Annotated in this window: 20 protein-coding genes; 12 read left to right on the top strand and 8 right to left on the bottom strand. The window is 66.5% G+C overall.

From position 1 onward, the window contains the following. The first annotated feature begins 2 nt into the window (after positions 1 to 2). On the top strand, positions 3 to 3,173 hold the full coding sequence (locus RTY46_RS15545) for a multidrug efflux RND transporter permease subunit (protein WP_312709494.1): 3,171 nt from the start codon (positions 3 to 5) through the stop codon (positions 3,171 to 3,173). Positions 3,174 to 3,286: 113 nt separating this feature from the next. Here RTY46_RS15545 and RTY46_RS15540 read toward each other — a convergent pair whose 3' ends face one another. Both RTY46_RS15540 and RTY46_RS15535 read right to left on the bottom strand, forming a co-directional pair. Continuing rightward, positions 3,287 to 3,574: a hypothetical protein gene (locus RTY46_RS15540; RefSeq protein WP_312709493.1), complete on the bottom strand. Its 288-nt coding sequence runs from the start codon at positions 3,572 to 3,574 to the stop codon at positions 3,287 to 3,289. Positions 3,575 to 3,771: 197 nt separating this feature from the next. Continuing rightward, complete coding sequence (locus tag RTY46_RS15535) at positions 3,772 to 4,920, bottom strand: acyl-CoA dehydrogenase family protein (RefSeq protein WP_312709492.1); 1,149 nt, start codon at positions 4,918 to 4,920, stop codon at positions 3,772 to 3,774. 164 nt (positions 4,921 to 5,084) lie between these two features. On the opposite strand from RTY46_RS15535, the gene RTY46_RS15530 reads away from it, so the two are divergent. The 4 genes from RTY46_RS15530 to RTY46_RS15515 all read left to right on the top strand — a co-directional run bounded on the left by RTY46_RS15530 (position 5,085) and on the right by RTY46_RS15515 (position 11,190). After that, on the top strand, positions 5,085 to 6,014 hold the full coding sequence (locus RTY46_RS15530) for a metalloregulator ArsR/SmtB family transcription factor (RefSeq protein WP_108750029.1): 930 nt from the start codon (positions 5,085 to 5,087) through the stop codon (positions 6,012 to 6,014). Positions 6,015 to 6,021: 7 nt separating this feature from the next. After that, positions 6,022 to 7,116: a homocysteine S-methyltransferase family protein gene (locus RTY46_RS15525; protein ID WP_312709491.1), complete on the top strand. Its 1,095-nt coding sequence runs from the start codon at positions 6,022 to 6,024 to the stop codon at positions 7,114 to 7,116. Further along, complete coding sequence (gene metH, locus RTY46_RS15520) at positions 7,113 to 9,797, top strand: methionine synthase (RefSeq protein ID WP_312709490.1); 2,685 nt, start codon at positions 7,113 to 7,115, stop codon at positions 9,795 to 9,797. The genes RTY46_RS15525 and metH overlap by 4 nt, the downstream gene beginning before the upstream one ends. A gap of 67 nt (positions 9,798 to 9,864) precedes the next feature. Beyond that, on the top strand, positions 9,865 to 11,190 hold the full coding sequence (locus tag RTY46_RS15515; protein WP_312709488.1) for an amidohydrolase family protein: 1,326 nt from the start codon (positions 9,865 to 9,867) through the stop codon (positions 11,188 to 11,190). A 60-nt stretch (positions 11,191 to 11,250) separates the two neighbouring features. Here the strand turns inward: RTY46_RS15515 and RTY46_RS15510 are convergent, their stop codons facing one another. From RTY46_RS15510 to RTY46_RS15490, 5 genes are all read right to left on the bottom strand, one after another. Continuing rightward, positions 11,251 to 11,934: a DUF2058 family protein gene (locus RTY46_RS15510; RefSeq protein WP_312709486.1), complete on the bottom strand. Its 684-nt coding sequence runs from the start codon at positions 11,932 to 11,934 to the stop codon at positions 11,251 to 11,253. Between the two features lie 11 nt (positions 11,935 to 11,945). Further along, a complete protein-coding gene (locus RTY46_RS15505; RefSeq protein ID WP_312709484.1) occupies positions 11,946 to 12,185 on the bottom strand; it encodes a SlyX family protein in 240 nt (79 codons plus the stop codon). Then, positions 12,178 to 13,527, bottom strand: a complete 1,350-nt coding sequence (locus tag RTY46_RS15500; protein ID WP_312709482.1) for a UDP-glucose/GDP-mannose dehydrogenase family protein — start codon at positions 13,525 to 13,527, stop codon at positions 12,178 to 12,180. Before RTY46_RS15500 ends, RTY46_RS15505 begins: the two co-directional genes overlap by 8 nt. A gap of 23 nt (positions 13,528 to 13,550) precedes the next feature. After that, complete coding sequence (locus RTY46_RS15495; protein WP_312709481.1) at positions 13,551 to 14,528, bottom strand: FKBP-type peptidyl-prolyl cis-trans isomerase; 978 nt, start codon at positions 14,526 to 14,528, stop codon at positions 13,551 to 13,553. Between the two features lie 96 nt (positions 14,529 to 14,624). After that, entirely contained in the window at positions 14,625 to 15,173 is a 549-nt protein-coding gene (locus RTY46_RS15490; RefSeq protein WP_312709549.1) for a glutathione peroxidase, read from the bottom strand. A gap of 649 nt (positions 15,174 to 15,822) precedes the next feature. On the opposite strand from RTY46_RS15490, the gene RTY46_RS15485 reads away from it, so the two are divergent. From RTY46_RS15485 to RTY46_RS15460, 6 genes are all read left to right on the top strand, one after another. Then, entirely contained in the window at positions 15,823 to 16,185 is a 363-nt protein-coding gene (locus RTY46_RS15485) for a GntR family transcriptional regulator (protein WP_108756605.1), read from the top strand. Continuing rightward, a complete protein-coding gene (locus RTY46_RS15480; protein ID WP_312709480.1) occupies positions 16,182 to 17,072 on the top strand; it encodes an ABC transporter ATP-binding protein in 891 nt (296 codons plus the stop codon). Before RTY46_RS15485 ends, RTY46_RS15480 begins: the two co-directional genes overlap by 4 nt. Continuing rightward, a complete protein-coding gene (locus tag RTY46_RS15475; protein ID WP_312709479.1) occupies positions 17,069 to 18,091 on the top strand; it encodes an ABC-2 transporter permease in 1,023 nt (340 codons plus the stop codon). The genes RTY46_RS15480 and RTY46_RS15475 overlap by 4 nt, the downstream gene beginning before the upstream one ends. Positions 18,092 to 18,123: 32 nt before the next feature. Then, positions 18,124 to 19,008: a DUF2807 domain-containing protein gene (locus RTY46_RS15470; RefSeq protein ID WP_312709477.1), complete on the top strand. Its 885-nt coding sequence runs from the start codon at positions 18,124 to 18,126 to the stop codon at positions 19,006 to 19,008. Positions 19,009 to 19,038: 30 nt separating this feature from the next. After that, a complete protein-coding gene (locus tag RTY46_RS15465) occupies positions 19,039 to 19,653 on the top strand; it encodes a hypothetical protein (protein WP_312709475.1) in 615 nt (204 codons plus the stop codon). Positions 19,654 to 19,751: 98 nt separating this feature from the next. Beyond that, positions 19,752 to 20,177: a hypothetical protein gene (locus tag RTY46_RS15460; protein ID WP_312709473.1), complete on the top strand. Its 426-nt coding sequence runs from the start codon at positions 19,752 to 19,754 to the stop codon at positions 20,175 to 20,177. Between the two features lie 105 nt (positions 20,178 to 20,282). Here RTY46_RS15460 and RTY46_RS15455 read toward each other — a convergent pair whose 3' ends face one another. Beyond that, entirely contained in the window at positions 20,283 to 21,722 is a 1,440-nt protein-coding gene (locus RTY46_RS15455) for a class II fumarate hydratase (protein WP_108753557.1), read from the bottom strand. A gap of 231 nt (positions 21,723 to 21,953) precedes the next feature. Here RTY46_RS15455 and purB point away from each other — a divergent pair, with 231 nt between their 5' ends. Continuing rightward, the gene (purB, locus tag RTY46_RS15450) at positions 21,954 to 23,321 is read left to right on the top strand and encodes an adenylosuccinate lyase (protein WP_312709472.1); all 1,368 of its coding nucleotides are present in this window, start codon (positions 21,954 to 21,956) and stop codon (positions 23,319 to 23,321) included. Positions 23,322 to 23,493: the final 172 nt, after the last annotated feature.

Genomic DNA, 23,493 nt, shown 5'->3' with positions numbered 1-23,493 from the left:
TCATGCCTAAATTTTTCATCGAACATCCGGTCTTCGCCTGGGTGGTGGCGATCCTGATCTCGCTCAGCGGCGTGATCGCGATCCTCAACCTTGGCGTGGAGTCCTACCCCAACATCGCCCCACCGCAGGTGACCGTCTCGGCCACCTACCCGGGCGCCAGCGCGGACACCACCGAAAAATCCGTCACCCAGGTGATCGAGCAGCAGCTGACCGGTATTGATCACCTGCTGTATTTCAGTTCCTCGTCCTCGTCCAACGGCCGTGCGCAGATCACCCTGACCTTTGAAACCGGTACCGACCCGGACATCGCCCAGGTGCAGGTGCAGAACAAGGTGTCGCTGGCCACGCCGCGCCTGCCCACCGAAGTGACCCAGCAGGGCGTGGTGGTGGCCAAGGCCAACGCCGGCTTCCTGATGGTGGTGGGCCTGCGTTCGGAAACCCCGTCGATCACCCGTGATGCGCTGAACGACATCGTCGGTTCGCGCGTGCTCGACCAGGTCTCGCGTATCCCCGGCGTCGGCAGCACCCAGCAGTTCGGTTCCGAGTACGCCATGAACATCTGGCTGAACCCGGAAAAGATGCAGGGCTACGGCCTGTCGGCCAGCCAGGTGCTGGCGGCGGTGCGCGCCCAGAACGTGCAGTTCGCCGCCGGTTCGCTGGGTTCTGACCCCTCGCCCGATGGCCACTTCACCGCCACCGTCTCGGCCGAAGGCCGCTTCAGCTCGCCCGAAGAGTTCGAGAACATCATCCTGCGCGCCAACGCCGACGGCTCGCGCGTGCTGCTGAAGGACATCGCCCGCATCGGCTTCGGCGCCAACAACTACGGCTTCGATACCCAGTACAACGGTGCACCCACCGGTGCCTTCGCCATCCAGCTGCTGCCGGGCGCCAACGCCCTGAACGTGGCCGATGCGGTGCGCGCGAAGATGGACGAACTGCAGCCCAGCTTCCCGGCCGGCGTCAGCTGGTTCTCGCCGTACGACAGCACCACCTTCGTCAAGATCTCCATCGAGGAAGTGGTCAAGACCCTGTTTGAAGCGGTGTTGCTGGTGTTCCTGGTGATGCTGATCTTCCTGCAGAACTTCCGCGCCACCATCATCCCCACCCTGGTCATTCCGGTGGCCCTGCTGGGCACGTTCCTGGGCATGTGGATGATTGGCTTCACGATCAACCAGCTGACCCTGTTCGCGATGGTGCTGGCCATCGGCATCGTGGTCGATGACGCGATCGTGGTGATCGAGAACGTCGAACGCATCATGACCGAGGAGGGCCTGGCGCCCAAGCCGGCCACGCAGAAAGCGATGACCCAGATCACCGGCGCGGTGGTGGCCATCACCGTGGTGCTGGCGGCGGTGTTCATCCCCTCGGCGCTGCAGGGCGGCGCGGCCGGTGAGATCTACAAGCAGTTCGCACTGACCATCGCCATCTCGATGGGCTTCTCGGCGTTCCTGGCGCTGGGCTTCACCCCGGCGCTGTGTGCCACGTTCCTGAAGCCGACCCACAACGACCACCCGAACATCGTCTACCGCACCTTCAACAAGTACTACGACAAGATCAGCAACACCTACGTGGGCCACATCACCTCGGCGGTGAAGCACGCGCCGCGCTGGATGATCCTGGCCGTGGTGCTGACCGCGCTGTGCGGCTTCCTGTTCACCCGCATGCCGGGCAGCTTCCTGCCCGAAGAAGACCAGGGCTACGCACTGGCCATCGTGCAGCTGCCGCCGGGCTCGCCGAAGAGCCAGACCAACGAAGTCTTCGCCCAGATGCGCGGCATCCTGGAAAAGCAGGAAGGCTATGAAGGCCTGATGCAGATCGCCGGCTTCAGCTTCGTCGGTTCCGGCGAAAACGTGGGCATGGGCTTCATCCGCCTCAAGCCGTGGGACGAGCGCAAGGTCACCGTGCCGGAGTTCATCCAGAACATGAACGGCGCGTTCTACGGCATCAAGGAAGCGCAGATCTTCGTGGTCAACCTGCCGACCGTGCAGGGTCTGGGCCAGTTCGGCGGCTTCGACATGTGGCTGCAGGACCGCGGTGGCCAAGGCTACGAACAGCTCACCCAGGCACGCAACATGCTGCTGGGCAAGGCCGCGCAGGAGACCGACAAGCTGGCCGGCGTGCGCCCCAACGGCCTGGAAAACGCCCCGCAGCTGCAGCTGCACGTGGACCGCGTGCAGGCGCAGTCGATGGGCATGTCGGTGTCGGACGTGTACAGCACGGTGCAGCTGATGCTGGCCCCGGTGTACGTGAACGACTTCTTCTACCAGGGTCGCATCAAGCGCGTGACCATGCAGGCCGACGCGCCGTACCGCACCGGCCAGGAATCGCTGAAGAGCTTCTACAGCCCGTCCAGCCTGACCACCAATGCCGATGGCACCAGCGCTATGATCCCGCTGAGCACGGTGGTCAGTTCCGAGTGGGTGTCGGCCCCGCCGTCGCTGAGCCGCTACAACGGTTATTCGGCCATCAACATCGTCGGTTCGCAGGCGCCGGGCAAGAGCTCGGGTGAAGCGATGACCGCGATGGAGGACATCGTCAACAACGACCTGCCGGCCGGCTACGGTTACGACTGGTCGGGCATGTCCTACCAGGAAATCCTGGCGGGCAATGCGGCCACCCTGCTGCTGGTGCTGTCGGTGGTGGTGGTGTTCCTCTGCCTGGCCGCGCTGTATGAAAGCTGGTCGATTCCGGTGGCGGTGCTGCTGGTGGTGCCGCTGGGCGTGCTGGGTGCCATTGGCCTGTCGATGATGCGTGGTCTGCCCAACGACATCTTCTTCAAGATCGGCATGATCACCGTGATCGGCCTGGCCGCGAAGAACGCGATCCTGATCGTGGAGTTCGCGGTGGAGCAGCGTGCGGCGGGCAAGACCCTGCGCGATGCCACCATCGAAGCGGCCCGCCTGCGTTTCCGCCCGATCCTGATGACCTCGTTCGCCTTCATCATGGGCGTCATCCCGATGGCCATCTCCACCGGTGCCGGCGCCAACTCGCGCCACGCGATCGGTACCGGCGTGATCGGCGGCATGCTGTTCGCCACCCTGCTGGGTCTGCTGATGATCCCGGTGTTCTTCGTGGTGGTGCGCCGCATGCTGGGCGACAAGCTGGACGAACCGTCCAAGGAGTTCATGGAACGCCAGCGCGACGCAGAAGCTGCACACCGTCCGGATCGTTGATCCGGCGGTAGAGTGAAATGAAAAGGCCCCGGAGCGATCCGGGGCCTTTTTGTTGGTGCCGGGCCATCACCGTGGCCCGGTAGGTGCCAACCTTGGTTGGCACGGGCCACGCTTCAGCGCAGCAACGCAATCACGCCGCACACCACCACGATCAGCAGCGCGATCCACTGCATCGGCACGAAGAAGAAATGATGCGGCGCGGCCTCACCCTCCTGCCGCGGCGCGCGGTTCACCCACAGGCCCAGCAGCACGTTCAGCGCAGCGCCGATGCCGGCGCCCAGCAGCACCTGCTGCAGCGGAATGTTGCCCTTCGGGCCATCGTGCGGGAAGAAATACGCCAGCAGCAGGATCGCTGCAATCGGTGTCACCAGGGTCATCAACCCCCAACCGCGATAGATCATTCAACGTCTCCACAACGAAATGCGGATCGCATTTGACCATGTCAGCGCGCGCGGTGTCGCCACTGTCGGGGCTTTCGGTAGGCGCCAACCTTGGTTGGCGCTCGTAGAGGCGTGCCAACCAAGGTTGGCACCTGCCAGGCCGCCATTCAGTGCCAACCAAGGTTGGCACCTACTACCAGGGCGGGCCCCAATGCGACTCAGCGCAGCCCGGTCTCGTTGCGGGCGATCACCAGGCGCTGGATTTCAGAGGTGCCTTCGTAGATCTCGGTGATCTTGGCATCACGGAAGTAGCGCTCCAGCGGCATTTCCTTGGAATAGCCCATGCCGCCGTGGATCTGCACGGCCTGATGCGTGATCCACATCGCCGCTTCCGACGCGGTCAGCTTGGCGATCGCCGCTTCGTTGCTGAAGCGCTTGCCCTCGCCCTTCACCCATGCCGCGCGCAGGGTCAGCAGCAGCGCCGCGTCCAGCTTGCACTTCATGTCGGCAATCTTGGCCTGGGTCATCTGGAAGGTGCCGATGGCCGCGCCGAAGGCCTTGCGGTCCTTCACGTACTCGATCGTGGCTTCATATGCAGCGCGGGCGATGCCGATGGCCTGCGATGCAATGCCGATACGGCCGGCGTCGAGCACGCCCATGGCAATCTTGAAGCCCTCGCCTTCCTTGCCCAGCACTTCATCCGGCTGCGCCACGTAATCGTTGAACTCGATCTCGCAGGTGGCCGACGCACGGATGCCCAGCTTGGGCTCGGTCTTGCCGCGGCCGAAGCCGGCCTTGTCGGTGTCGATCAGGAAGGCGGTGATGCCACGCGCGCCCTTGTCCGGCTCGCTCATGGCGAACAGCACGATGTACTTGGCCACCGGACCGGAGGTGATCCAGCTCTTCTTGCCGTTGATCACGTAGGTGCCGTCGGCCTGCTTCACTGCGCGGCAACGCATGGCGGTGGCATCGGAACCGGACTGCGGCTCGGTCAGCGCGAACGCACCGATGGCCTCGCCTTCGGCGATGGCGCGCACGTACTTCTGCTTCTGCGCCTCGTTGCCGTGGGTCAGGATGCCGTTGCAGAACAGCGAGTTGTTCACCGACATGATGGTCGAATGCGCGGCATCACCGGCGGCCACTTCCACCATCGCCAGCACGTACGCGATCGGGTCCATGCCCGCGCCGCCGTACTCGGTCGGCACTTCGATGCCCATCAGGCCGTTTTCGCCCAGCAGGCGGATGTTCTCAAGGGGGAATTCGCCGGTGCGGTCATGGTGTTCCGCGCTGGGGGCGATTTTTTCCTGCGCGATGCGCCGCGCCACGTCCTGCAGCATCAACTGCTCTTCGGTAAAGCTGAAATCCACAACACCCTCCCAGGTACATGATGACGGGGGCCGCACACGGCGCCCCCGGATGCCCCGATTGTAACTGCGGGCGGGCATCGGCGGCTGACTCGTCCGGTGCGCCGGCTTGACCACGACAGCACCCGTCGGCGAACATATCTCTATATCGCGATAGGTAGATATTTATGGATCTGGAAGACTGGTCGACCCGCCTGAAGGTGTTCGCCGACGCCACCCGCGTGCGCCTGCTGGCGCTGCTGGAGCAGGAGGAGCTGACCGTGGCCGAGCTTTCGGCCATTACCCGGCTGGCCCAGCCGCGCGTGTCCACGCATCTGGCACGCCTGAAGGAAGCCGGCCTGGTGCGCGACCGCCGCTCGGGCGTGTCGGCCTATTACCGCTTCGACGAGGCCCAGCTGGACCCGGCGCAGCGCGCATTGTGGCATGCCCTGAGCAATGGAAGCGATGACCCGCTGCTGCGCCAGGACGCTGAACGCGTGGCCGCGGTGCTGGCCCACCGCGCCGCCGACCAGAACTGGGCCGACAGCGTGGCCGGCGACATGGAGCGCCACTACTCCCCCGGCCGCACCTGGGAAGCGCTGGCACGCACCGCGCTGCCTCTGCTGGAAACCGGCGACGTGCTGGACATCGCCTCCGGCGATGGCGTGCTGGCCGAACTGGTGGCCCCGCACGCCAAGCGCTACATCTGCATCGACACCAGCGCGCGCGTGGTGGCTGCGGCCAGCGAGCGACTGCGCCGCCTGCCCAACGTGGAAGTGCGCGAGGGCGACATGCACGCCCTGCCCTTCAAGGACCGCAGCTTCGACCTGGTGGTGCTGATGCACGCACTGACCTATGCCAGCAAGCCCGCCCAGGCCGTGACCGAAGCCGCCCGCGTGCTGCGCCCGGGAGGGCGGCTGCTGCTGTGCAGCCTGGCCCGCCACGAGCACAAGGCCGCAGTGGAAGCCTACGGCCATGTCAATCTGGGTTTCAGCGACAAGGAACTGCGCAAGTTCGTGGACAAGGCCGGCCTGCAGGTATCGAGCCTGGAAACCGTCACCCGCGAAAAGCGCCCGCCGCATTTTGAAGTCATTTCGCTGATCGCCAACAAGCCCTGAGGTCGCCGTGTCCAGCCTGCCGTGGTTGCATCCCGAACGTGCCAACGCCCTGCTCGACGCCCTGCGCGCGCGCATCCTGATCATCGACGGTGCGATGGGCACGATGATCCAGCGCCACAGCCTGCAGGAAGCGGACTACCGCGGCGAACGCTTCGCTGGCGGCTACGATCACAACCACGGCCCCGGCTGCGACCATGGCACGCCGGAAGGCCATGACTTGAAGGGCAACAACGATCTGCTGCTGCTGACCCGGCCGCAGGTCATCGCCGACATCCACACCGCCTACCTGCAGGCCGGTGCGGATCTGGTGGAAACCAACACGTTCAACGCCACCTCGGTCAGCCAGGCCGACTACCACCTGGAACACCTGGTGTACGAACTGAACAAGGCCGGTGCCGCCGTCGCCCGCGCCTGCTGCGACGCGGTGCAGGCCACTACGCCGGACAAGCCGCGCTTCGTGATCGGCGTGCTCGGCCCGACCAGCCGCACCGCCTCGATCAGCCCCGACGTGAATGATCCCGGCTTCCGCAACACCAGCTTCGACGCCCTGCGCGACACCTACCGCGAGGCCATTGATGGGCTGATCGATGGCGGCGCGGACACCCTGATGGTCGAAACCATCTTCGACACGCTCAACGCCAAGGCCGCCCTGTACGCCATCGAAGAGGCCTTCGATGCGCGCGGTGCGCGCCTGCCCATCATGATCTCCGGCACCATCACCGATGCCTCCGGGCGCACCCTGTCCGGGCAGACCGCCGAAGCCTTCCACGCCTCGCTCGCGCATGCGCGGCCGCTGTCGATCGGCCTGAACTGCGCACTGGGCGCCGACGCGATGCGTCCGCATGTGGAAACCCTGGCCCAGGTCGCCCACTGCTACGTCAGCGCGCACCCCAACGCCGGCCTGCCCAACGCCTTCGGCGAATACGATGAAACACCCGAGGAAATGGCCGCCACGCTGCGCAGCTTCGCCGAGGATGGGCTGCTGAACCTGGTGGGCGGCTGCTGCGGCTCCACCCCGGACCATATCCGCGCCATCGCCCAGGCCGTGGCCGGGCTGGCACCACGCGCCGTGTCCGGCGCACAGGAGCCGCAGGCCGCATGAGCACCACGCCCTACACCCGCTTGTCCGGCCTGGAACCGCTGGTCATCACCCCGGACCTGCTGTTCGTCAATGTAGGCGAGCGCACCAACGTCACCGGCAGCGCGCAGTTCCGCAAGCTCATCAAGGAAGGCCGCTACGAAGAGGCCGTGGACGTGGCGCGGCAGCAGGTGGCCAGCGGCGCGCAGATCCTGGATGTGAACATGGACGAGGGCCTGATCGATTCGGAAGCGGCGATGACCCGCTACCTGAACCTGATCATGTCCGAGCCGGACATCGCCCGCATTCCGTTGATGGTCGATTCGTCGAAATGGAGCGTGATCGAAGCCGGCCTGAAGTGCCTGCAGGGCAAGAGCGTGGTCAACTCGATCTCGCTGAAGGAAGGCGAGGCGCTGTTCCGCGAGCACGCGCGCAAGGTGCTGCGCTACGGCGCCGCCGCCGTGGTGATGGCCTTCGACGAAACCGGCCAGGCCGACACCTGCGCACGCAAGGTGGAGATCTGCACCCGCGCCTACCGCATCCTGGTCGATGAGATCGGCTTCCCGCCGCAGGACATCATCTTCGACCCGAACATCTTCGCCGTGGCCACCGGCATCGAAGAGCACGACAACTATGCGGTGGACTTCATCGAAGCCACCCGCATCATCAAGCAGACCCTGCCGCACTGCCATGTCTCCGGCGGCGTCTCCAACGTGTCGTTCTCGTTCCGGGGCAACGAGACGGTACGCCAGGCCATCCATTCAGTCTTCCTGTACCACGCCATTGCCGCCGGCATGGACATGGGCATCGTCAACGCCGGCGCCATGCCGATCTACGACGAGCTGGAACCGGACCTGCGTGAACGCGTGGAGGATGTGATCCTCAACCGCCGCAGCGACGCCACCGAACGCCTGCTGGAGATTGCCGAACGCTACAAGGGCAAGAAGGGCGCGGCGAAAGCCGAGGACCTGTCCTGGCGCGAGAAACCGGTGGCGCAGCGTCTGGCGCATGCGCTGGTGCACGGCCTGGACGCCTGGGTGGAAGAAGACACCGAACTGGCCCGGCAGGGCTCCAGCCGCCCGCTGGACGTGATCGAAGGCCCGTTGATGGATGGTATGAACATCGTCGGCGACCTGTTCGGCGCTGGCAAGATGTTCCTGCCACAGGTGGTCAAGTCCGCGCGCGTGATGAAGAAAGCGGTGGCCTACCTGCTGCCGTACATCGAAGCGGAAAAAGCCCGCAGCGGTGATACCGCCAAGAGCAATGGCCGCATCATCATGGCCACGGTGAAGGGCGATGTGCACGACATCGGCAAGAACATCGTCGGCGTGGTCCTGGCCTGCAACAACTTCGAAGTGATCGACCTGGGCGTGATGGTGCCGGCGCAGAAGATCCTCGATGCCGCCCGCGAGCACAACGCCGATCTGGTCGGCCTGTCCGGACTGATTACTCCTTCGCTGGAGGAAATGAGCCACGTCGCCCGCGAAATGCAGCGCCAGGGGTTTGATCTGCCGTTGCTGATCGGCGGCGCCACCACCTCGCGCGCGCACACCGCGCTGAAGATCGACCCGCATTACCAGGCCCCCACCGTGTGGGTGAAGGATGCCTCGCGCGCGGTGGGCGTGGCGCAGTCGCTGATCTCGCGCGAGCTGCGCGATGCCTTCGTGGCCGCCAACGAGGCGGACTATGCCGAGATCCGCGCGCGCCATCGCAACCGTGGCGATGCCAAGCGACTGGTTACGCTGGAGCACGCGCGCGGGCAGAAGTTCCAGGGTGATTGGGCCAACTACACGCCACCGGTGCCGGCACAGCCCGGCCTGCATGTGTTCGAGGATTATCCGCTGGCCGAACTGGTCGACTATATCGACTGGACGCCGTTCTTCCAGGCCTGGGAACTGGCCGGGAAGTTCCCGGCCATCCTGACCGACGAGATCGTCGGCGAACAGGCCAGCGACCTCTATCGCGATGCGCGGGCCATGCTGGCGCGCATCGTCGACGAGCACTGGCTGACCGCCAAGGCGGTGTTCGGCCTGTGGCCGGCCAACAGCGTGGGCGACGATGTCCGCGTGCAGCACCCCGACGGTGAAACCACCCTGCACTTCCTGCGCCAGCAGGTGGACAAGCCGGCCGAGCGCCCCGACTTCTGCCTGGCCGATTTCATCGCCCCGGCCGACAGCGGCCGGCAGGACTGGATCGGCGCATTCGCGGTGACCGCCGGCATCGGCATCGATGCACACGTGGCCCGCTTCGAGGCCGACCACGATGACTACAACGCGATCCTGCTGAAGGCGCTGGCCGACCGCTTCGCTGAAGCGCTGGCCGAACGCCTGCACCAGCGTGTGCGCACCGAATTCTGGGGCTACGACCGTGCCGAGACGCTCGACAACGAGGCGCTGATCGACGAGCAGTACCGCGGCATCCGCCCTGCCCCGGGCTACCCGGCCTGCCCCGAACACAGCGAGAAGCGCCGCCTGTTCGACCTGCTGCAGGCTGAAACCCACGCCAGCATGGAACTGACCGAAAGCTTCGCCATGCTGCCCACCGCTGCCGTGTCGGGCTATTACTTCAGCCATCCGCAGAGCCAGTACTTCGTGGTCGGGCGGCTCAGCCGCGAGCAGGTGGGCGACTACGCGCGGCGCAAGGGCGTGGACCGCGCGCAGGCCGAGCGCTGGCTGGCATCGAACCTGGACTACGACCCCGAATAGACGCCGCCCACACGCCTGCGGGCGGCCCATCGGTTACGCTCGGGCTTCCCCCTGACCGGAGTTGCCGATGCGACCGACCCGCCTGTGGGCGCTGCTGCTTGCCGCCACTGCCGCCATCCCCGCCGCCGCGCAGCCGATCCTGCTGGAAAACGCCCGGGTGTTCGACGGCCGCCGCGACCTGGGCGTCACCCCGGTGCTGATCGACGGCACGCGCATCGTGCATGTCGGGGCGCCGCTGCCGGCCGCGGCCCGTGCCGCCAAGCGGATCGACTACCAGGGCAAGACCCTGCTGCCCGGCCTGGTCAGCAACCACGCCCATGTCGGCAACACCGACGGACTGGAGCACGGCGATCGCTATTACACCCGCGACAACGTGGTGCGCGACCTGCGCCAGTTCCAGCGTTACGGCATCACCACGGTCACCGCGCTGGGCATGAACGGCCCGGCCTTCTTCGATATCCGCAAGGAAGTGAACGCCTCGCCTGCGCTGGGCGCGCAGCTGTACGGCGCTGGCGCCGGCATCGGCGCGTTCGCCGGTGCGCCGCCGGCGGCCGCGATGGGCCTGGCCCACGACCCGGTGGCGCGCCCGCGCAATGCCGAGGAAGCCCGCGCCGCCGTGGCCACCCAGCAGGCCGACGGTGTGGATGTGATCAAGCTCTGGGTGGACTCACTGGGCGGCAAGTTCCCGATGATGGCGCCGGAGATCTACCGTGCCGCCATTGCCGAAGCCCATGCGCGCGGCCTGAAGGTTGCCGCGCACATCCATGATCTGGACCAGGCACGCGACCTGGTCGATGCACGCGTGGACATCATCGCCCACGGCATCCGCGACCGCGCGGTGGACCCGATGCTGGCCCGGAAGATGCACGACCAGGGCACCTGGTACATCGCCACGGTGAACATCGACGAAGCCAACTACTGGTATGCGGAAAACCCGCAGGCGCTGCAGCAGCCGTTCCTGCGCGATGCACTGCCCGCAGCGGTGCGCGAGCGCTGGCAGCAGCCGCAGTGGCAGCGCGAACAGCTGAGCGGCGGCAACATTCCCGGTGCGCGCGCGGCCGTGGCGATGAACCTGGAAAACCTGCGCCGATTGAGCGCGGCGAAGGTGAAGTTCGGCTTCGGTACCGATGCCGGCGCGATGCCGCAGCGGGTGATCGGCTTTGCCGAGCACCGCGAACTGCAGTTGCTGACCGACGCGGGATTCACACCGGCGCAGGCGCTGCAGACGGCCACCGCCGAAGCAGCCGCGCTGCTGGGCCTGGATGACCGCGGACGGATTGCCGCCGGCAAGCGCGCCGACCTGCTGGTGCTCGATGCCGATCCGCTGGCCGATATCGGCAACACCCAGCGCATCCACGCGGTGTGGCAGGCCGGGCAGCCGATCGAGCGCTGATCGGCCGCAGACGTGAACGCCGGGCACTGGCCCGGCGTTCCCTGCGTCTCGGCCGCGGTGTTACCAGACCAGGTCGTCGGGGACCTGGTACTGCGGGTCGGCGTAGGGGTCTTCCTCCGCCGGCGCATTCGGATCGACCTTCAACGCCACCGATGCGGCGAACACCGCCTCGGACTGCGCCAGCACCTCGGCCGTCACCAGCAGGTAGCGACCATTGAGCTGGACCACGCCCAGTTCACCGGCATTGAGCGCGGTCAGCTGTTCCGGCGTCACGTAGATGCGCTTGATCTTGCCGCCATAGGGGAAGTGGCGCGCGATCTCGGCCGCCTCGGCATTCAGGCTCTTGTCCTTCAGCAGTTCTTCCAGCTTGGCCTTGGCCTCGCGGCGCACGCGCGCTTCTTCCTGCTTCAGGCGCTCGCTTTCGATGCGCTCCTGCTTTTCTTTCTGCGCGCGGATGGCATAGGCCTTGGCCAGGTCCATCTCTTCGGCAGAGCGCGGCTTGCGTGGGCCCGGCTGGCCCGGCCCACGCGACTGCCCGGGTTTGCCCGGACCGCCGCGACCGTGGCCGCGGCGCTCGCCGCCGGGCGTGGTGTCACCCTTGCCCGCACCCTGCGGCTTGGGCTGGCCATGGCCACCCTTGCCCTGCGGACGGCCGTCACGGCGGGGGGCATCGTTCTTGCGCTCGGGCTTGGGCGCCGGCTTGAAGCCCAGGCCCATCAGCTGGTCGCGGAGGGTATCGCTCATAGGAATGCAGATCAGTAGTGCGGCGGCGGCGGTTCGCTCGCCGGATCAGAAGAATTCAGTGCGTTGCGGACCTTGCCCAGGTCTTCCAGCAGCACGCGCAGCACATCGGCGTTGCGGGTGCCCTGCATGCGGGCGTCGGCCAATGCATCGCTCAGTTCGGCCAGCGCGTGTTCCTGGAAGGACACGCGCATTTCCAGCTCGACCAGACGCGCTTCCAGCGCCTGTTCGCGTTCAGCAGGCAGCTCAGACATGCAGCGAACGCCCCCGGCCAATGCCGTAGTAGGCCACGCCAGCGGCTTCCACCTCGGCCGGGTCGTACAGGTTGCGCCCGTCGAACACCACCGCATCCTTCAGCTGCTCGCGCAGCATCTGGAAATCGGGGCTGCGGAACTGCTTCCATTCGGTCACCACCACCAGCGCATCGGCGCCTTCCAGCGCTTCGCTGGCATTGGCGCAGAACACCAGATCGTCGCGCTCACCGAAGATGCGCTGCGATTCGTGCATCGCTTCCGGGTCGTAGGCACGCACCGTGGCACCGCTCTCCCACAGCTGCGCCAGCAGGCGGCGGCTGGAGGCCTCGCGCATGTCGTCAGTGTTGGGTTTGAAGGCCAGGCCCCACACAGCAAACGTCTTGCCGCGCACGCCCTCATCCTCGCCCTTGTCGTAGTGGCGCTGGATGAGCGCGAACAGATGGCCCTTCTGCGCATCGTTCACCGCTTCGACCGCGTTCAACAGCTTCGGCTCCAGGCCGTACTGCTGGGCGGTGCGGGCCAGTGCCTGCACGTCCTTGGGGAAGCACGAGCCACCGTAGCCCGCACCGGGATAGATGAAGTGCCACCCGATGCGCGGGTCCGAGCCGATGCCCTGACGGACCTGTTCGACATCGGCACCCACGCGCTCGGCGATGTTGGCGATTTCGTTCATGAACGAAATCTTGGTGGCCAGCATGGCGTTCGCTGCGTACTTGGTCAGCTCAGCCGAACGCACGTCCATTTCCACCACGCGGTCGTGGTTGCGGTTGAATGGCGCGTACAGGCGGCGCATCAACGCCACCGAATCGGCACTGCTGGCACCGACGATGATGCGGTCCGGGCGCATGCAGTCGGCCACCGCATCGCCTTCCTTCAGGAATTCGGGGTTGGAGACCACATCGAATGCGATATCGACGCCGCGGGCGGCCAACTCTTCGGCAATGGCCGCACGCACCTTGTCGGCGGTGCCCACCGGCACCGTCGACTTGTTCACCACCACCGTCGGCACCGCCATGTGGCGGCCGATGGTGCGGGCCACGGCCAGCACGTACTGCAGATCGGCGCTGCCATCTTCATCGGGGGGCGTACCCACCGCGATGAAGACCACCTGGCCGTGGCCGATGGCGCTGGCGCCATCGGTGGTGAAGGACAGCCGCAGCGCGGCATGGTTGGCCTTCACCATCGGCTCAAGGCCGGGTTCGTAGATCGGGATGATGCCCTGGTTGAGCCCATCCACCTTGGCCTGGTCGATGTCGACGCAGACCACCTGGTGGCCCACATCGGCAAGACAGGTGCCGGTCACCAGACCGACGTACCCGGTACCGAAAATCGCAACGCGCATATCCGTGCTGGCTCCGTGGTTGCTTACGGCAGGACGCCCAGCAGCTCGACGTCGAAGGTCAGGGTCGCGTTCGGGCCGATCGGGCCGCCCGGGGTACCGTTCTCACCGTAGGCCAGTTCGCCCGGGATCCAGAAGCGGTACTTCGAGCCCACCGGCATCAGCGCCACGCCTTCGGTCCAACCCTTGATGACCTGGTCCAGACCGAACTCGGCCGGGCCACGGCCGGCGGAGCTGTCGAAGACGGTGCCGTCCAGCAGCTTGCCTTCGTAGTTCACGCGCACCTTGCTGCTGGGCAGCGGGCGCTCGCCGCTGCCCGGGCGGATCACCTGGTACTGCAGGCCCGACGCGGTGGTCACCACGCCCGGCTGGGTCTTGTTCTTGGCCAGGAAGGCGTTGCCTTCGCTGCGGTTGGTCTGCGCGGCCTGCGCGGCCTTGGCCTGCATCTCGGCCTGCTTGGCACCCATGAACGACTGGATGGTGGCGGTGGCCTCGGCTTCGGTCATCTTCGCCTGGCCCTTGCTCAGGCCGGTGCTGATCGCGTCAAACAGCGAGGCAGTATCGAGATCGTCCTTCAGCTGCGCCAGCGACGGGCCAATGGAGTAGGAACCGATCATCTGCGCGACCTTCACGCGGTCGACCTTGGCCGGCTGCGAGCCCGGCGCCATGCCCGGCACCTGCTGGCCATTGCGGGCCATCACGACCTGGCGCAGGGCGGCATCGGTGGCCTTGGCCTGGTCCTGGGTGATCTGCGGCTGCAGGCCTTCGAACGAACGCTCCACAGCGGTACGCAGGGCGGCCACGTCGATTTCATCGGCGATCGGTGCGAACGACTTGGCCACATCCAGACCGATGGCGTAGCCGAGCTTCTGCTTGGGGGAATTCAAGGTTGCGGTCTCCTTGGCGGCCGCCGCTGCGGCCGGTTGTTGCGACAGGGCGACACCAGAGGTGCCCATCGCCAGAATCAGAACCGACGCCGCGGCGCCGCGCATTCCCATCTTCATTCGCTGCATTCCTGGAAGTGTCTGGGCGCCGACGTCGGCGCGAAAAGAACCATTGTCGCACGCACGCCGGAGATGTCGAGGCATGCGTGCCGGCAATCAACGCGGCGCAGGCGCGGCCAGCGCCTTGCTGATGGCCGCCGTCAACTGCGGGTCATCGGGAGTGACCTTGCTGGCGAACTGGGCGATGACCTTGCCATCGCGGCCGACCAGGTACTTGTGGAAGTTCCAGCCCGGGGCCACGCCGGTGGCGGCGGTCAGGCGCTGGTACAGCGGCGTGGCCTGCTCGCCCACCACATGCACCTTCTCGAACATCGGGAACTTCACCCCATAGGTGAGCGTGCAGAAGTCCTGGATCTGCTTCTCATCGCCGGGTTCCTGACCCTTGAAATCGTTGGACGGGAAGCCGAGCACGGCAAAGCCACGGCTGGCGTACTGCTTCTGCAGCGCCTCCAGCCCCTCGTACTGCGGGGTATAGCCACACTTGCTGGCGGTGTTGACCACCAGCAGCACCTGGCCCTGGTAGCGCTTGAGCAGGTTGACCTGCTGCTTGCCGGCCAGCGGGCGGTAGTTCACGTCCAGCAGATCGGCCGCGAACGCGCTGGCGGAACCGGCCAGGCCAAGCGCCAGCACGGCCAGCAGGGACAGGCCGCGCAGGCGGCGCGGAGCAGTAGAAAACACAGGCATGCGGGGCATTCCACGGTAGCTGCAACAGGGGCCCGGCCCATGCAGACCGGGGATCGGCCGAACTATAGCACCGGCCTGCCAGCGCACTGTCGCCGGTGCCCGGCCCTGGCTTTGCGAACCGTGGCGGCACGTGGGGAGATCCCCATCCTGCGCCGGCTTGCTGGACACAGCGTGCACATGTATGAATGCAAGGCCCGTGTCCAGCAGCGCTATCGCAGATGCCATTCGAATGAAATCAATAACTTGGCGGCACCAGCGGTTCAATTGCATGCCCCTGCCATCAGTTGGGGGAATACGGGGGTTGCAGATAGGCGTGCCGGTGTTATAGTTGCATACAACACCAGTCACCTGAGACAGGGGGAACCATGAACATCCGGACGCGTCGCAGCCACACCGCCCCCGCGGTCACCGCTGTTTCTACCCTGTTCGTACTGGTCTGGCTGGTGTTGCCGGCCCCGCCGGCCGAATCCTCCCCCTCCCCCGATATCACGCAGGACGCGGTCTCCACCCCGGCAGGGAACGCCGAACCCTCCCCCCCGCGTCGGCTGCACAGCTCCCTGTCCATGCCGTATTTCTCGTTCGCACAGCCGCTGACCCCACGGAGCTGACCATGAGCGACATCCAGTGGAGCGACGGCGCTCCCATCTACCGCCAGCTGAAGGAGCGCGTGATTGCCATGATGCTCGACGGCATCCTGAAGCCGGGCGATGCCCTGCCCTCGGTCCGCCAGGTGGCGGCCGACTATCAACTGAACCCCATCACCGTTTCGCGCGCTTACCAGGAGCTGGCCGATGAAGGCCTGGTGGAAAAGCGCCGCGGTCTGGGCATGTTCATGACCGAGCAGGCGGCCACGCAGCTGCGCAGCAGCGAGCGCGACCGCTTCCTCAACGAAGAATGGCCGGCCGTCCTGGAGCGCATCCAGCGCCTGGGCCTGAGCCTGAACGAATTGCTGCCCCAGGGGAAATCCTCATGAATGCCAATGTCGTGAATGTTGAACCCAGCTCCGCGGTCATTACCGCCAAGGGCCTGCGCAAGGCCTACAAGAACACCGTCGCCCTCGACAGCACCTCGTTCTCGATCCCGGCCGGGCGCATCGTCGGCCTGATCGGCCCCAATGGTGCCGGCAAGACCACCGCGCTCAAGGCCATCCTCGGCCTGACCTCGGTGGAGGGCGAACTGAGCGTACTGGGGCGTGACCCGCGCGTGCACTGCGACGAGCTGATGAAGGAAATCTGCTTCATCGCCGACGTTGCCGTGCTGCCGCGCTGGCTGCGCGTGCGCGAGGCCATCGATTTCGTTGCCGGCGTCCACCCGCGCTTCGACCGCGCCCGCTGCGAGCGCTTCCTGGCCAGCACCAAGCTGCAGCCGAAGCAGCGCGTGCGCGAGCTGTCCAAGGGCATGATCGTGCAGCTGCACCTGGCCCTGGTGATGGCCATCGACGCCCGCATCCTGGTGCTGGACGAGCCGACCCTGGGCCTGGACATCCTGTACCGCAAGGAGTTCTACCAGCGCCTGCTGGAAGACTACTTCGACGAGCAGAAGACGATCATCGTCACCACCCACCAGGTGGAAGAAATCGAACACATCCTCAGCGACGTGATGTTCATCCGTGACGGCCGCATCGTGCTCAGCGCGGAAATGGATGAGGTGGGCGAGCGCTACACCGAACTGCTGGTCGGCACCGACCAGCTGGAAACCGCCCGCGCGCTGAAGCCGATCGATGAACGCAGCCAGGCCTTCGGCAAGACCGTGCTGCTGTACGACGGCGTGCCGCGCAGCCAGCTGTCCACTCTGGGCGAGATCCGCAACGCGGGCCTGGCCGATCTGTTTGTTGCTGTCATGAAGGGGACCTACGCATGAATGCCGTCAATCATCCGGTCAGCCCCGCAGGCACGCTGCGCTGGCTGCTCAAGCGCGAATACTGGGAAAACCGCGGCGGTTTCCTGTACGCCCCGGTCATCGCCGGCATCGTCTCGCTGCTGATGAGTGGTGTTGGCATCGCCTTTGGTCTGTTCGCCCTGCACCGGGCCGCGCGCGATGGCGGCCTGCATATCGATGGCGAGGACGTGAACATCAACGGTCTGGACCTGGGCCTGCTGACCCGCGACATCAGCGCCCACGACATGGCCGACCTCGGCAAGGGGCTGGACCTGACCCTGATGCTCAGCTCGAGCTGGCCGTTCGTGGTCCTGGCCTTCGTGGTGTTCTTCTACTGCCTGGGCGCCCTCTACGACGACCGCCGCGACCGCAGCATCCTGTTCTGGAAGTCGCTGCCGCTGTCGGACACCCAGACCGTGCTTTCCAAAGTGCTCAGCGCGCTGATCGTGGCACCGCTGGTGGCCACCCTGGCCGCCATCGCCACCATGTTCGGCTTCATGGTCATCATCAGCATCGTCGCTGCCACCCACGGTGGCGACGCCATGCGCCTGATCTGGGGTCCGGCCAGCCCGCTCACCCTCACCGCGGGCCTGCTTGCCGCCATCCCCGTGTACGCGCTGTGGGCCCTGCCGACCGCCGGCTGGCTGCTGCTGTGCTCGGCCTGGGCCAAGAGCAAGCCGTTCCTGTGGGCGGTGATGCTGCCGCTGTTCGCCGGCATCATCGTCAGCACCACCAAGGCGATGCACCTGTTCGACCTGACCACCGGCTGGTTCTGGCAGCACATCGTCGGCCGCCTGCTGCTGGGCACCGTGCCGGGCATGGATCTGCTCTACCGCGAAGGCATGCGCGGCGCCAACGATCTGGATTCGATCACCGCCCTGCTCAGCCCGGCCCAGCAGCTGAAGACCCTGGCCATGCCCGACGTGTGGATCGGTGCGGTCTTCGGCGTGGTCTTCATCGTGCTGGCGATCTTCCTGCGCAAGCGCGCCGGCGAGATCTGACGTTCCCCTCTACCACTACCGGAGGCACCCTCATGCGTACCCTGCTTGCCTGCTCTGCGTTGTTGCTGTTGCCGTTGTCGGCGCTGGCTGCCGATGCCCCGAACTGCAAACATTCGGCGCCGCGCACGCTGAAACTGGAGACCGCCGGGGTGAAAGCGGTGGTGTTCGAAGTGAACCAGCACGACCTGAAGGTGGTCGCCAGCCAAGGCGGCGGCCAGCTGGACGGGCGCGCCTGCGCGTCCAGCGCCGACTGGCTGGACCAGCTGGTGCTGGACCAGCAGCACGTGGGTGACAAACTGGTGGTCAGCCTGCGGCGTGACGGCCGCTCGGCGCTGTCGCTGGGCAACAGCTATGCCTGGCTGGACATCCGCGGCAGCGTGCCGGACAACCTGCCGCTGCAGTTCAAGATCGGCTCGGGTGACGGCAGCGTTGAGAACGCCCAGTCGCTGAGCATGGACGTGGGCTCCGGCGATGGCCGTGCCCGCGGTACCCGCGGCAGCGTGCACGCCGCCGTCGGTTCGGGCGACCTGGACATCGACGGCGCCGGCTCGTTGGAGCTGCTGTCGCTGGGCTCGGGCGAAGTAAAGGCGCGCAACATCCGCGGCGACGCCCGCACCGGCACCGTCGGTTCGGGTGACCTGGATCTGTTCGACATCGGTGGCAGCGTGCGCCTGGAGACCGTCGGCTCGGGCGATATCGATTTCCAGCGGGTGAAGGGCGATGTCGAGGTGGGCGTGGTCGGCTCCGGCGACGTGGAGATCAGCGAGGTGGGCGGCAACGTCCGCGTGCGCAGCCACGGCTCGGGCGACATCACCGTCAACGGCGCCCGCGGCAGCCTGACCGTGCAGCACAGCGGCAGTGGTGACGTGCGCCATCGCGATATCGGCGGCAGCGTCACCCTGCCGCGTGGCAAGTAATTCCACCTCATTCAACGGAAGGGAACTGTCATGAACCTGCTGCGCCTGCTGCCCGCTACCCTGATGTGCCTGCCGCTGATGGCCTGCGGCGGCCCCTCCACTCCGTCCACCACCGACAGCGCCGGCAAGACCGTGGCCGAGGCCAGCAGCGCGGTGGGCAAGGAGATCAAGGACGCCACCGACAAGGCGCGCCGCGAGATCGCCCAGGGCAACATCAAGATCTCTGGCAAGGGCCAGGCACGTGCCGAGATCACCCCGGAGGGCCGCCTGCTGATCGGCGGCACCGAATCGCCCACCAACGAGGCCCAGCGGCGCCAGCTGCAGGAATACCGCGGCCATATCGCCGGCATTGCCAGCGATGGCATGGACATCGGCGTGGCCGGTGCCCGGCTGGGCGTCAATGCCGCCGGCGAAGCCCTGAAGGGCGTGTTCAGCGGCGACAGCGAGGGCATCGAGAAGCGCATCAATGCCGAAGCGGCCAAGATCGAGGCGCAGGCCAAGCAGCTGTGCAACCGCCTGCCGGCGATGCTGGCCAGCCAGCAGGCCCTGGCACGCGACCTGCCGGCCTTCCAGCCCTACGCCACCATGGACCAGAGCGACGTGGACGACTGCGGCAAGGACGACGTGGTCGTACGCGCACCCTGAGACATTTCGTCGCACCCGGCCGGCCGCGCACCCGCGTTGCCGGCCATCGCGGCGGGGCGGGATTACACTAGGCACCCCGTTTGCCCCGATCGACCGCCATGAAGAAGTTGTTTCTGCTGCTGACCGCCCTGCTCTGTCTCGGCTTGATCGGTTGCGACCAGGAGTACCGCAACCACCGCGCCGAACGCGGCAAGCCGAAGATTTCGGTCAGCGAGAACATGGTGACCGTGCGTCGCCAGCCCGCGCCGAACATCATCATCCTGGCCGACGGCACGATGAAGATGGACGAGATCCAGATTCCGCTGGACGCCCCCCAGAAGCAGATGCTGCAGACCATGTTCGGCAAGCTGCAGGTGCTGCGCCAGAACACCCTGGTGGCCGCGCCGGCCGACCCCAACATGCAGCCGGTGAAGATCCAGCCGCCGGAAGGTCTGGAGGTCATCCCCGCCGACCTGGTGCAGACCATCCCCGAATTCAAGGATTACACCGATACCTTCGGCAACATCGTCGCCGACCGTCGCTGATACGAAAAACGCCGCCCCAGGGCGGCGTTTCTCATTTCTGTAGAGTCGAGCCATGCTCGACTGACCCGGTTACGTCGAGCAAGGCTCGACGCTACAAGGCACAGATCAACCGCCGGCGCCACCCCCACCGGCCTGGATGCCACCGGCGGTCAGCGCGGTCGGGTCCAGCAGGCGGCGCAGCTCGGCCTCGGCCAGCCCGCTGTCTTCCAGCGCTACCTCCAGCACCGGGCGCTGTTCCTTATAGGCGCGCTTGGCAATCGCCGCGGCCTTCTCATAGCCGATGATCGGGTTCAACGCCGTCACCAGGATCGGGTTGCGGGCCAGCGCTTCGGCCACCCGGTCCTGGCGCACCTTCAGGCCATCGATGGCACTGTCGGCCAACAGCGTGGACACGTTGGCCAGCAGGCCGATGCCATCAAGCAGGTTCACCGCGATCAGCGGCAGGGTCACGTTCAGCTGGAAGTTGCCGGTCTGCCCGGCCACGGTGATCGCGGTGTGGTGGCCGATCACCTGTGCACAGGCCATCACGGTCGCTTCGGGAATGACCGGATTCACCTTGCCCGGCATGATCGAGCTGCCCGGCTGCAGCGCCGGCAGTTCGATCTCGCCCAGGCCGGCCAGCGGACCAGCGTTCATCCAGCGCAGATCGTTGGCGATCTTGATCAGGGCCACCGCCAGCGCATTGAGCTGACCGGACAGTTCCACCGCATCGTCCTGCGCGGCAAGCCCCTCGAACTTGTTGTCGGCGCTGTCGAACTTCGCCCCGGTCTGCTGCTTCAACGCCTTGGCCACCTGCGCGCCAAAGCGAGGATCGGCATTGATGCCGGTGCCGATGGCGGTGCCGCCCAGCGGCAGCCGGCGCAGGCGCTTGAGGCTGTCGTCGATGCGCGCCTGGGCCGAGGCCAGCTGCGCCGACCACGCGCCGAACTCCTGCTCGAAGGTCAGTGGCATGGCATCCATCAGATGGGTGCGGCCGGTCTTGACCACCTTGCGCAGGCTGCGGCCCTTGCGATCGATCACCTTGCGCAGGTGCGCCAGCGCCGGCAGCAGGTGCTCCTGCGCGGCCAGCACGGCAGACACCCGCAGCGCGGTGGGAATCACATCGTTGGAGCTCTGCCCCTGGTTGACGTGGTCATTGGGGTGCACGCTGGCCTTGCCGGCCTTGCCGCCACGGTTGGCCAGGGTGGCGATGACCTCGTTGGCATTCATGTTCGAGGAGGTGCCCGAACCGGTCTGGTAGACATCGATCGGGAAGTGCGCGTCCCAGTCACCACGGGCGACCTCGGCCGCGGCCGACTGGATGGCCTTGGCCACGCCCTTGGGCAGGTGGCCCAGATCGGCATTCACCCCGGCGGCCGCACCCTTGACCAGGCCCAGGGCGCGGATGAAGCCGCGCGGCATGCGCTGGCCCGAGACGGGGAAATTCTGCACCGCGCGCTGGGTCTGCGCGCCCCAGAGGGCGTCGGCAGGTACCTGCAGCTCACCCATGCTGTCATGTTCAACACGGAACCCAGCGGTTCCACCCTTGCTTGCAGCTTTGCTCATTGCATCGACTCCGCACTACTTCTGTTGGGGAAAGGGAAGCGGCGGCTGGCAGGGTGTCGCTTCCCGGGCTGGCGGCTGCGATAACGATACTCCCTTGTCCGCGGCATGGGATGACGCCGGTGGACCGCAGCGTCCGATCGGTAGCGCCGGGCCATGCCCGGCGAGCGCGAAGCGCGGCAGCCCGCAGCGTCGTAGAATATGGCCCCCGACGCCTGCCCCAGCCCTGCCGACATGTCCGATTACGCCCTGCTCGCCCTGTCCCCGCTCGATGGCCGTTATGCCGGCAAGGTCGATGCCCTGCGCCCGATCTTCTCCGAGTACGGCCTGATCAAGGCCCGCATCACGGTCGAGGTCGAGTGGCTGCTGGCGCTGGGCGCCGAGCCGGGCATCGTCGAGCTGGCCGCGTTCTCCGAGGCCGCCACCGCCCGCCTGCGCGCCCTGGCCGCCAACCTCACCCCGGCCCAGGCCGCGCGCGTGAAGGAGATCGAGCGCACCACCAACCATGACGTCAAGGCGGTGGAGTACTTCATCAAGGAACAGCTGAAGGACGACGCCGAGCTGGCCCCGGCTCTGGAATTCGTGCATTTCGCCTGCACCAGCGAGGACATCAACAACCTCAGCTACGGCCTGATGCTGGAACAGGCCCGCCGCGACGTGCTGCTGCCGAGCCTGGACGGCATCGCCGCCACCCTGCGCACCCTGGCCCACGCCCAGGCCGCACAGCCGATGCTGTCGCGCACCCATGGCCAGACCGCCTCGCCGACCACCCTGGGCAAGGAGCTGGCCAACGTGGTCGCCCGCCTGGAGCGCCAGCGCCGGCAGATCGCCGCGGTCGAGCTGACCGGCAAGATCAACGGTGCGGTGGGCAACTACAACGCCCACGTCGCCAGCTACCCCGCGGTGGACTGGCCGGCCTTCGCCGAGCGCTTCGTGGCCAGCCTGGGCCTGGTGTTCAACCCGTACACCACGCAGATCGAGCCGCACGACAACATCGCCGAGATCGGCGATGCCGCGCGCCGCGCCAACATCATCCTGATCGACCTGGCCCGCGACATCTGGGGCTACATCTCGCTGGGCTACTTCAAGCAGCGCCTGAAGGAAGGCGAAGTCGGTTCGTCGACGATGCCGCACAAGGTCAACCCGATCGATTTCGAGAATGCCGAGGGCAACTTCGGCATCGCCAACGCCCTTTTCGAACACTTCAGCGCGAAGCTGCCGATCAGCCGCTGGCAGCGTGACCTGACCGATTCCACCGTGCTGCGTGCGCTGGGCACCGCGTTCGGCCACAGCCAGGTGGCGCTGGATTCGCTGGCCAAGGGCCTGGGCAAGCTGGAAGTGAACCCGCAGCGCCTGGACGCCGATCTGGATGCGGCGTGGGAAGTGCTGGCCGAGGCCGTGCAGACGGTGATGCGCCGCCATGGCCTGCCGAATCCGTACGAGCAGCTGAAGGCGCTGACTCGCGGCCAGGGCATCACCGCCGAGTCGATGCGCGCGTTCGTGCAGGACCTGGAACTGCCGGCCGATGCCAAGCAGCGCCTGCTGGACATGACCCCGGGCAGCTACACGGGCCTGGCCGAGTCGCTGGCGAAGAAGATCTAAGGGGTTTCCTTTGCGGCGGCGGCCGCGGGCGCTGCCTGCGGCAGGCTTTACTGCCAGGGCAACGGCAACGGCAACGTCAAAAGCGGCTCTGGGTTATGCCGTGCTGGGCGGGGCGGGTTGGGTTCGCGGGGGACGCCGTGAATCCGTCCGTGGAGGCTTGGCAGCCGCATCC

The organism is Stenotrophomonas sp., assembly GCF_032056425.1.
GTDB lineage: Bacteria > Pseudomonadota > Gammaproteobacteria > Xanthomonadales > Xanthomonadaceae > Stenotrophomonas.
Note: the sequence above shows the minus strand (reverse complement) of the source record. Positions and strands in the feature narration are given on the sequence as shown.

What these genes read in the sequence shown, in the direction of transcription:
- RTY46_RS15545 (WP_312709494.1), top strand. Translation starts at nt 3, where the DNA reads ATGCCTAAATTTTTCATCGAACATCCGGTCTTCGCCTGGGTGGTGGCG.
- RTY46_RS15540 (WP_312709493.1), bottom strand. Translation starts at nt 3,574, where the DNA reads ATGATCTATCGCGGTTGGGGGTTGATGACCCTGGTGACACCGATTGCA.
- RTY46_RS15530 (WP_108750029.1), top strand. Translation starts at nt 5,085, where the DNA reads ATGGATCTGGAAGACTGGTCGACCCGCCTGAAGGTGTTCGCCGACGCC.
- metH (WP_312709490.1), top strand. Translation starts at nt 7,113, where the DNA reads ATGAGCACCACGCCCTACACCCGCTTGTCCGGCCTGGAACCGCTGGTC.
- RTY46_RS15515 (WP_312709488.1), top strand. Translation starts at nt 9,865, where the DNA reads ATGCGACCGACCCGCCTGTGGGCGCTGCTGCTTGCCGCCACTGCCGCC.
- RTY46_RS15510 (WP_312709486.1), bottom strand. Translation starts at nt 11,934, where the DNA reads ATGAGCGATACCCTCCGCGACCAGCTGATGGGCCTGGGCTTCAAGCCG.
- RTY46_RS15505 (WP_312709484.1), bottom strand. Translation starts at nt 12,185, where the DNA reads ATGTCTGAGCTGCCTGCTGAACGCGAACAGGCGCTGGAAGCGCGTCTG.
- RTY46_RS15500 (WP_312709482.1), bottom strand. Translation starts at nt 13,527, where the DNA reads ATGCGCGTTGCGATTTTCGGTACCGGGTACGTCGGTCTGGTGACCGGC.
- RTY46_RS15495 (WP_312709481.1), bottom strand. Translation starts at nt 14,528, where the DNA reads ATGAAGATGGGAATGCGCGGCGCCGCGGCGTCGGTTCTGATTCTGGCG.
- RTY46_RS15485 (WP_108756605.1), top strand. Translation starts at nt 15,823, where the DNA reads ATGAGCGACATCCAGTGGAGCGACGGCGCTCCCATCTACCGCCAGCTG.
- RTY46_RS15480 (WP_312709480.1), top strand. Translation starts at nt 16,182, where the DNA reads ATGAATGCCAATGTCGTGAATGTTGAACCCAGCTCCGCGGTCATTACC.
- RTY46_RS15475 (WP_312709479.1), top strand. Translation starts at nt 17,069, where the DNA reads ATGAATGCCGTCAATCATCCGGTCAGCCCCGCAGGCACGCTGCGCTGG.
- RTY46_RS15470 (WP_312709477.1), top strand. Translation starts at nt 18,124, where the DNA reads ATGCGTACCCTGCTTGCCTGCTCTGCGTTGTTGCTGTTGCCGTTGTCG.
- RTY46_RS15465 (WP_312709475.1), top strand. Translation starts at nt 19,039, where the DNA reads ATGAACCTGCTGCGCCTGCTGCCCGCTACCCTGATGTGCCTGCCGCTG.
- RTY46_RS15460 (WP_312709473.1), top strand. Translation starts at nt 19,752, where the DNA reads ATGAAGAAGTTGTTTCTGCTGCTGACCGCCCTGCTCTGTCTCGGCTTG.
- RTY46_RS15455 (WP_108753557.1), bottom strand. Translation starts at nt 21,722, where the DNA reads ATGAGCAAAGCTGCAAGCAAGGGTGGAACCGCTGGGTTCCGTGTTGAA.
- purB (WP_312709472.1), top strand. Translation starts at nt 21,954, where the DNA reads ATGTCCGATTACGCCCTGCTCGCCCTGTCCCCGCTCGATGGCCGTTAT.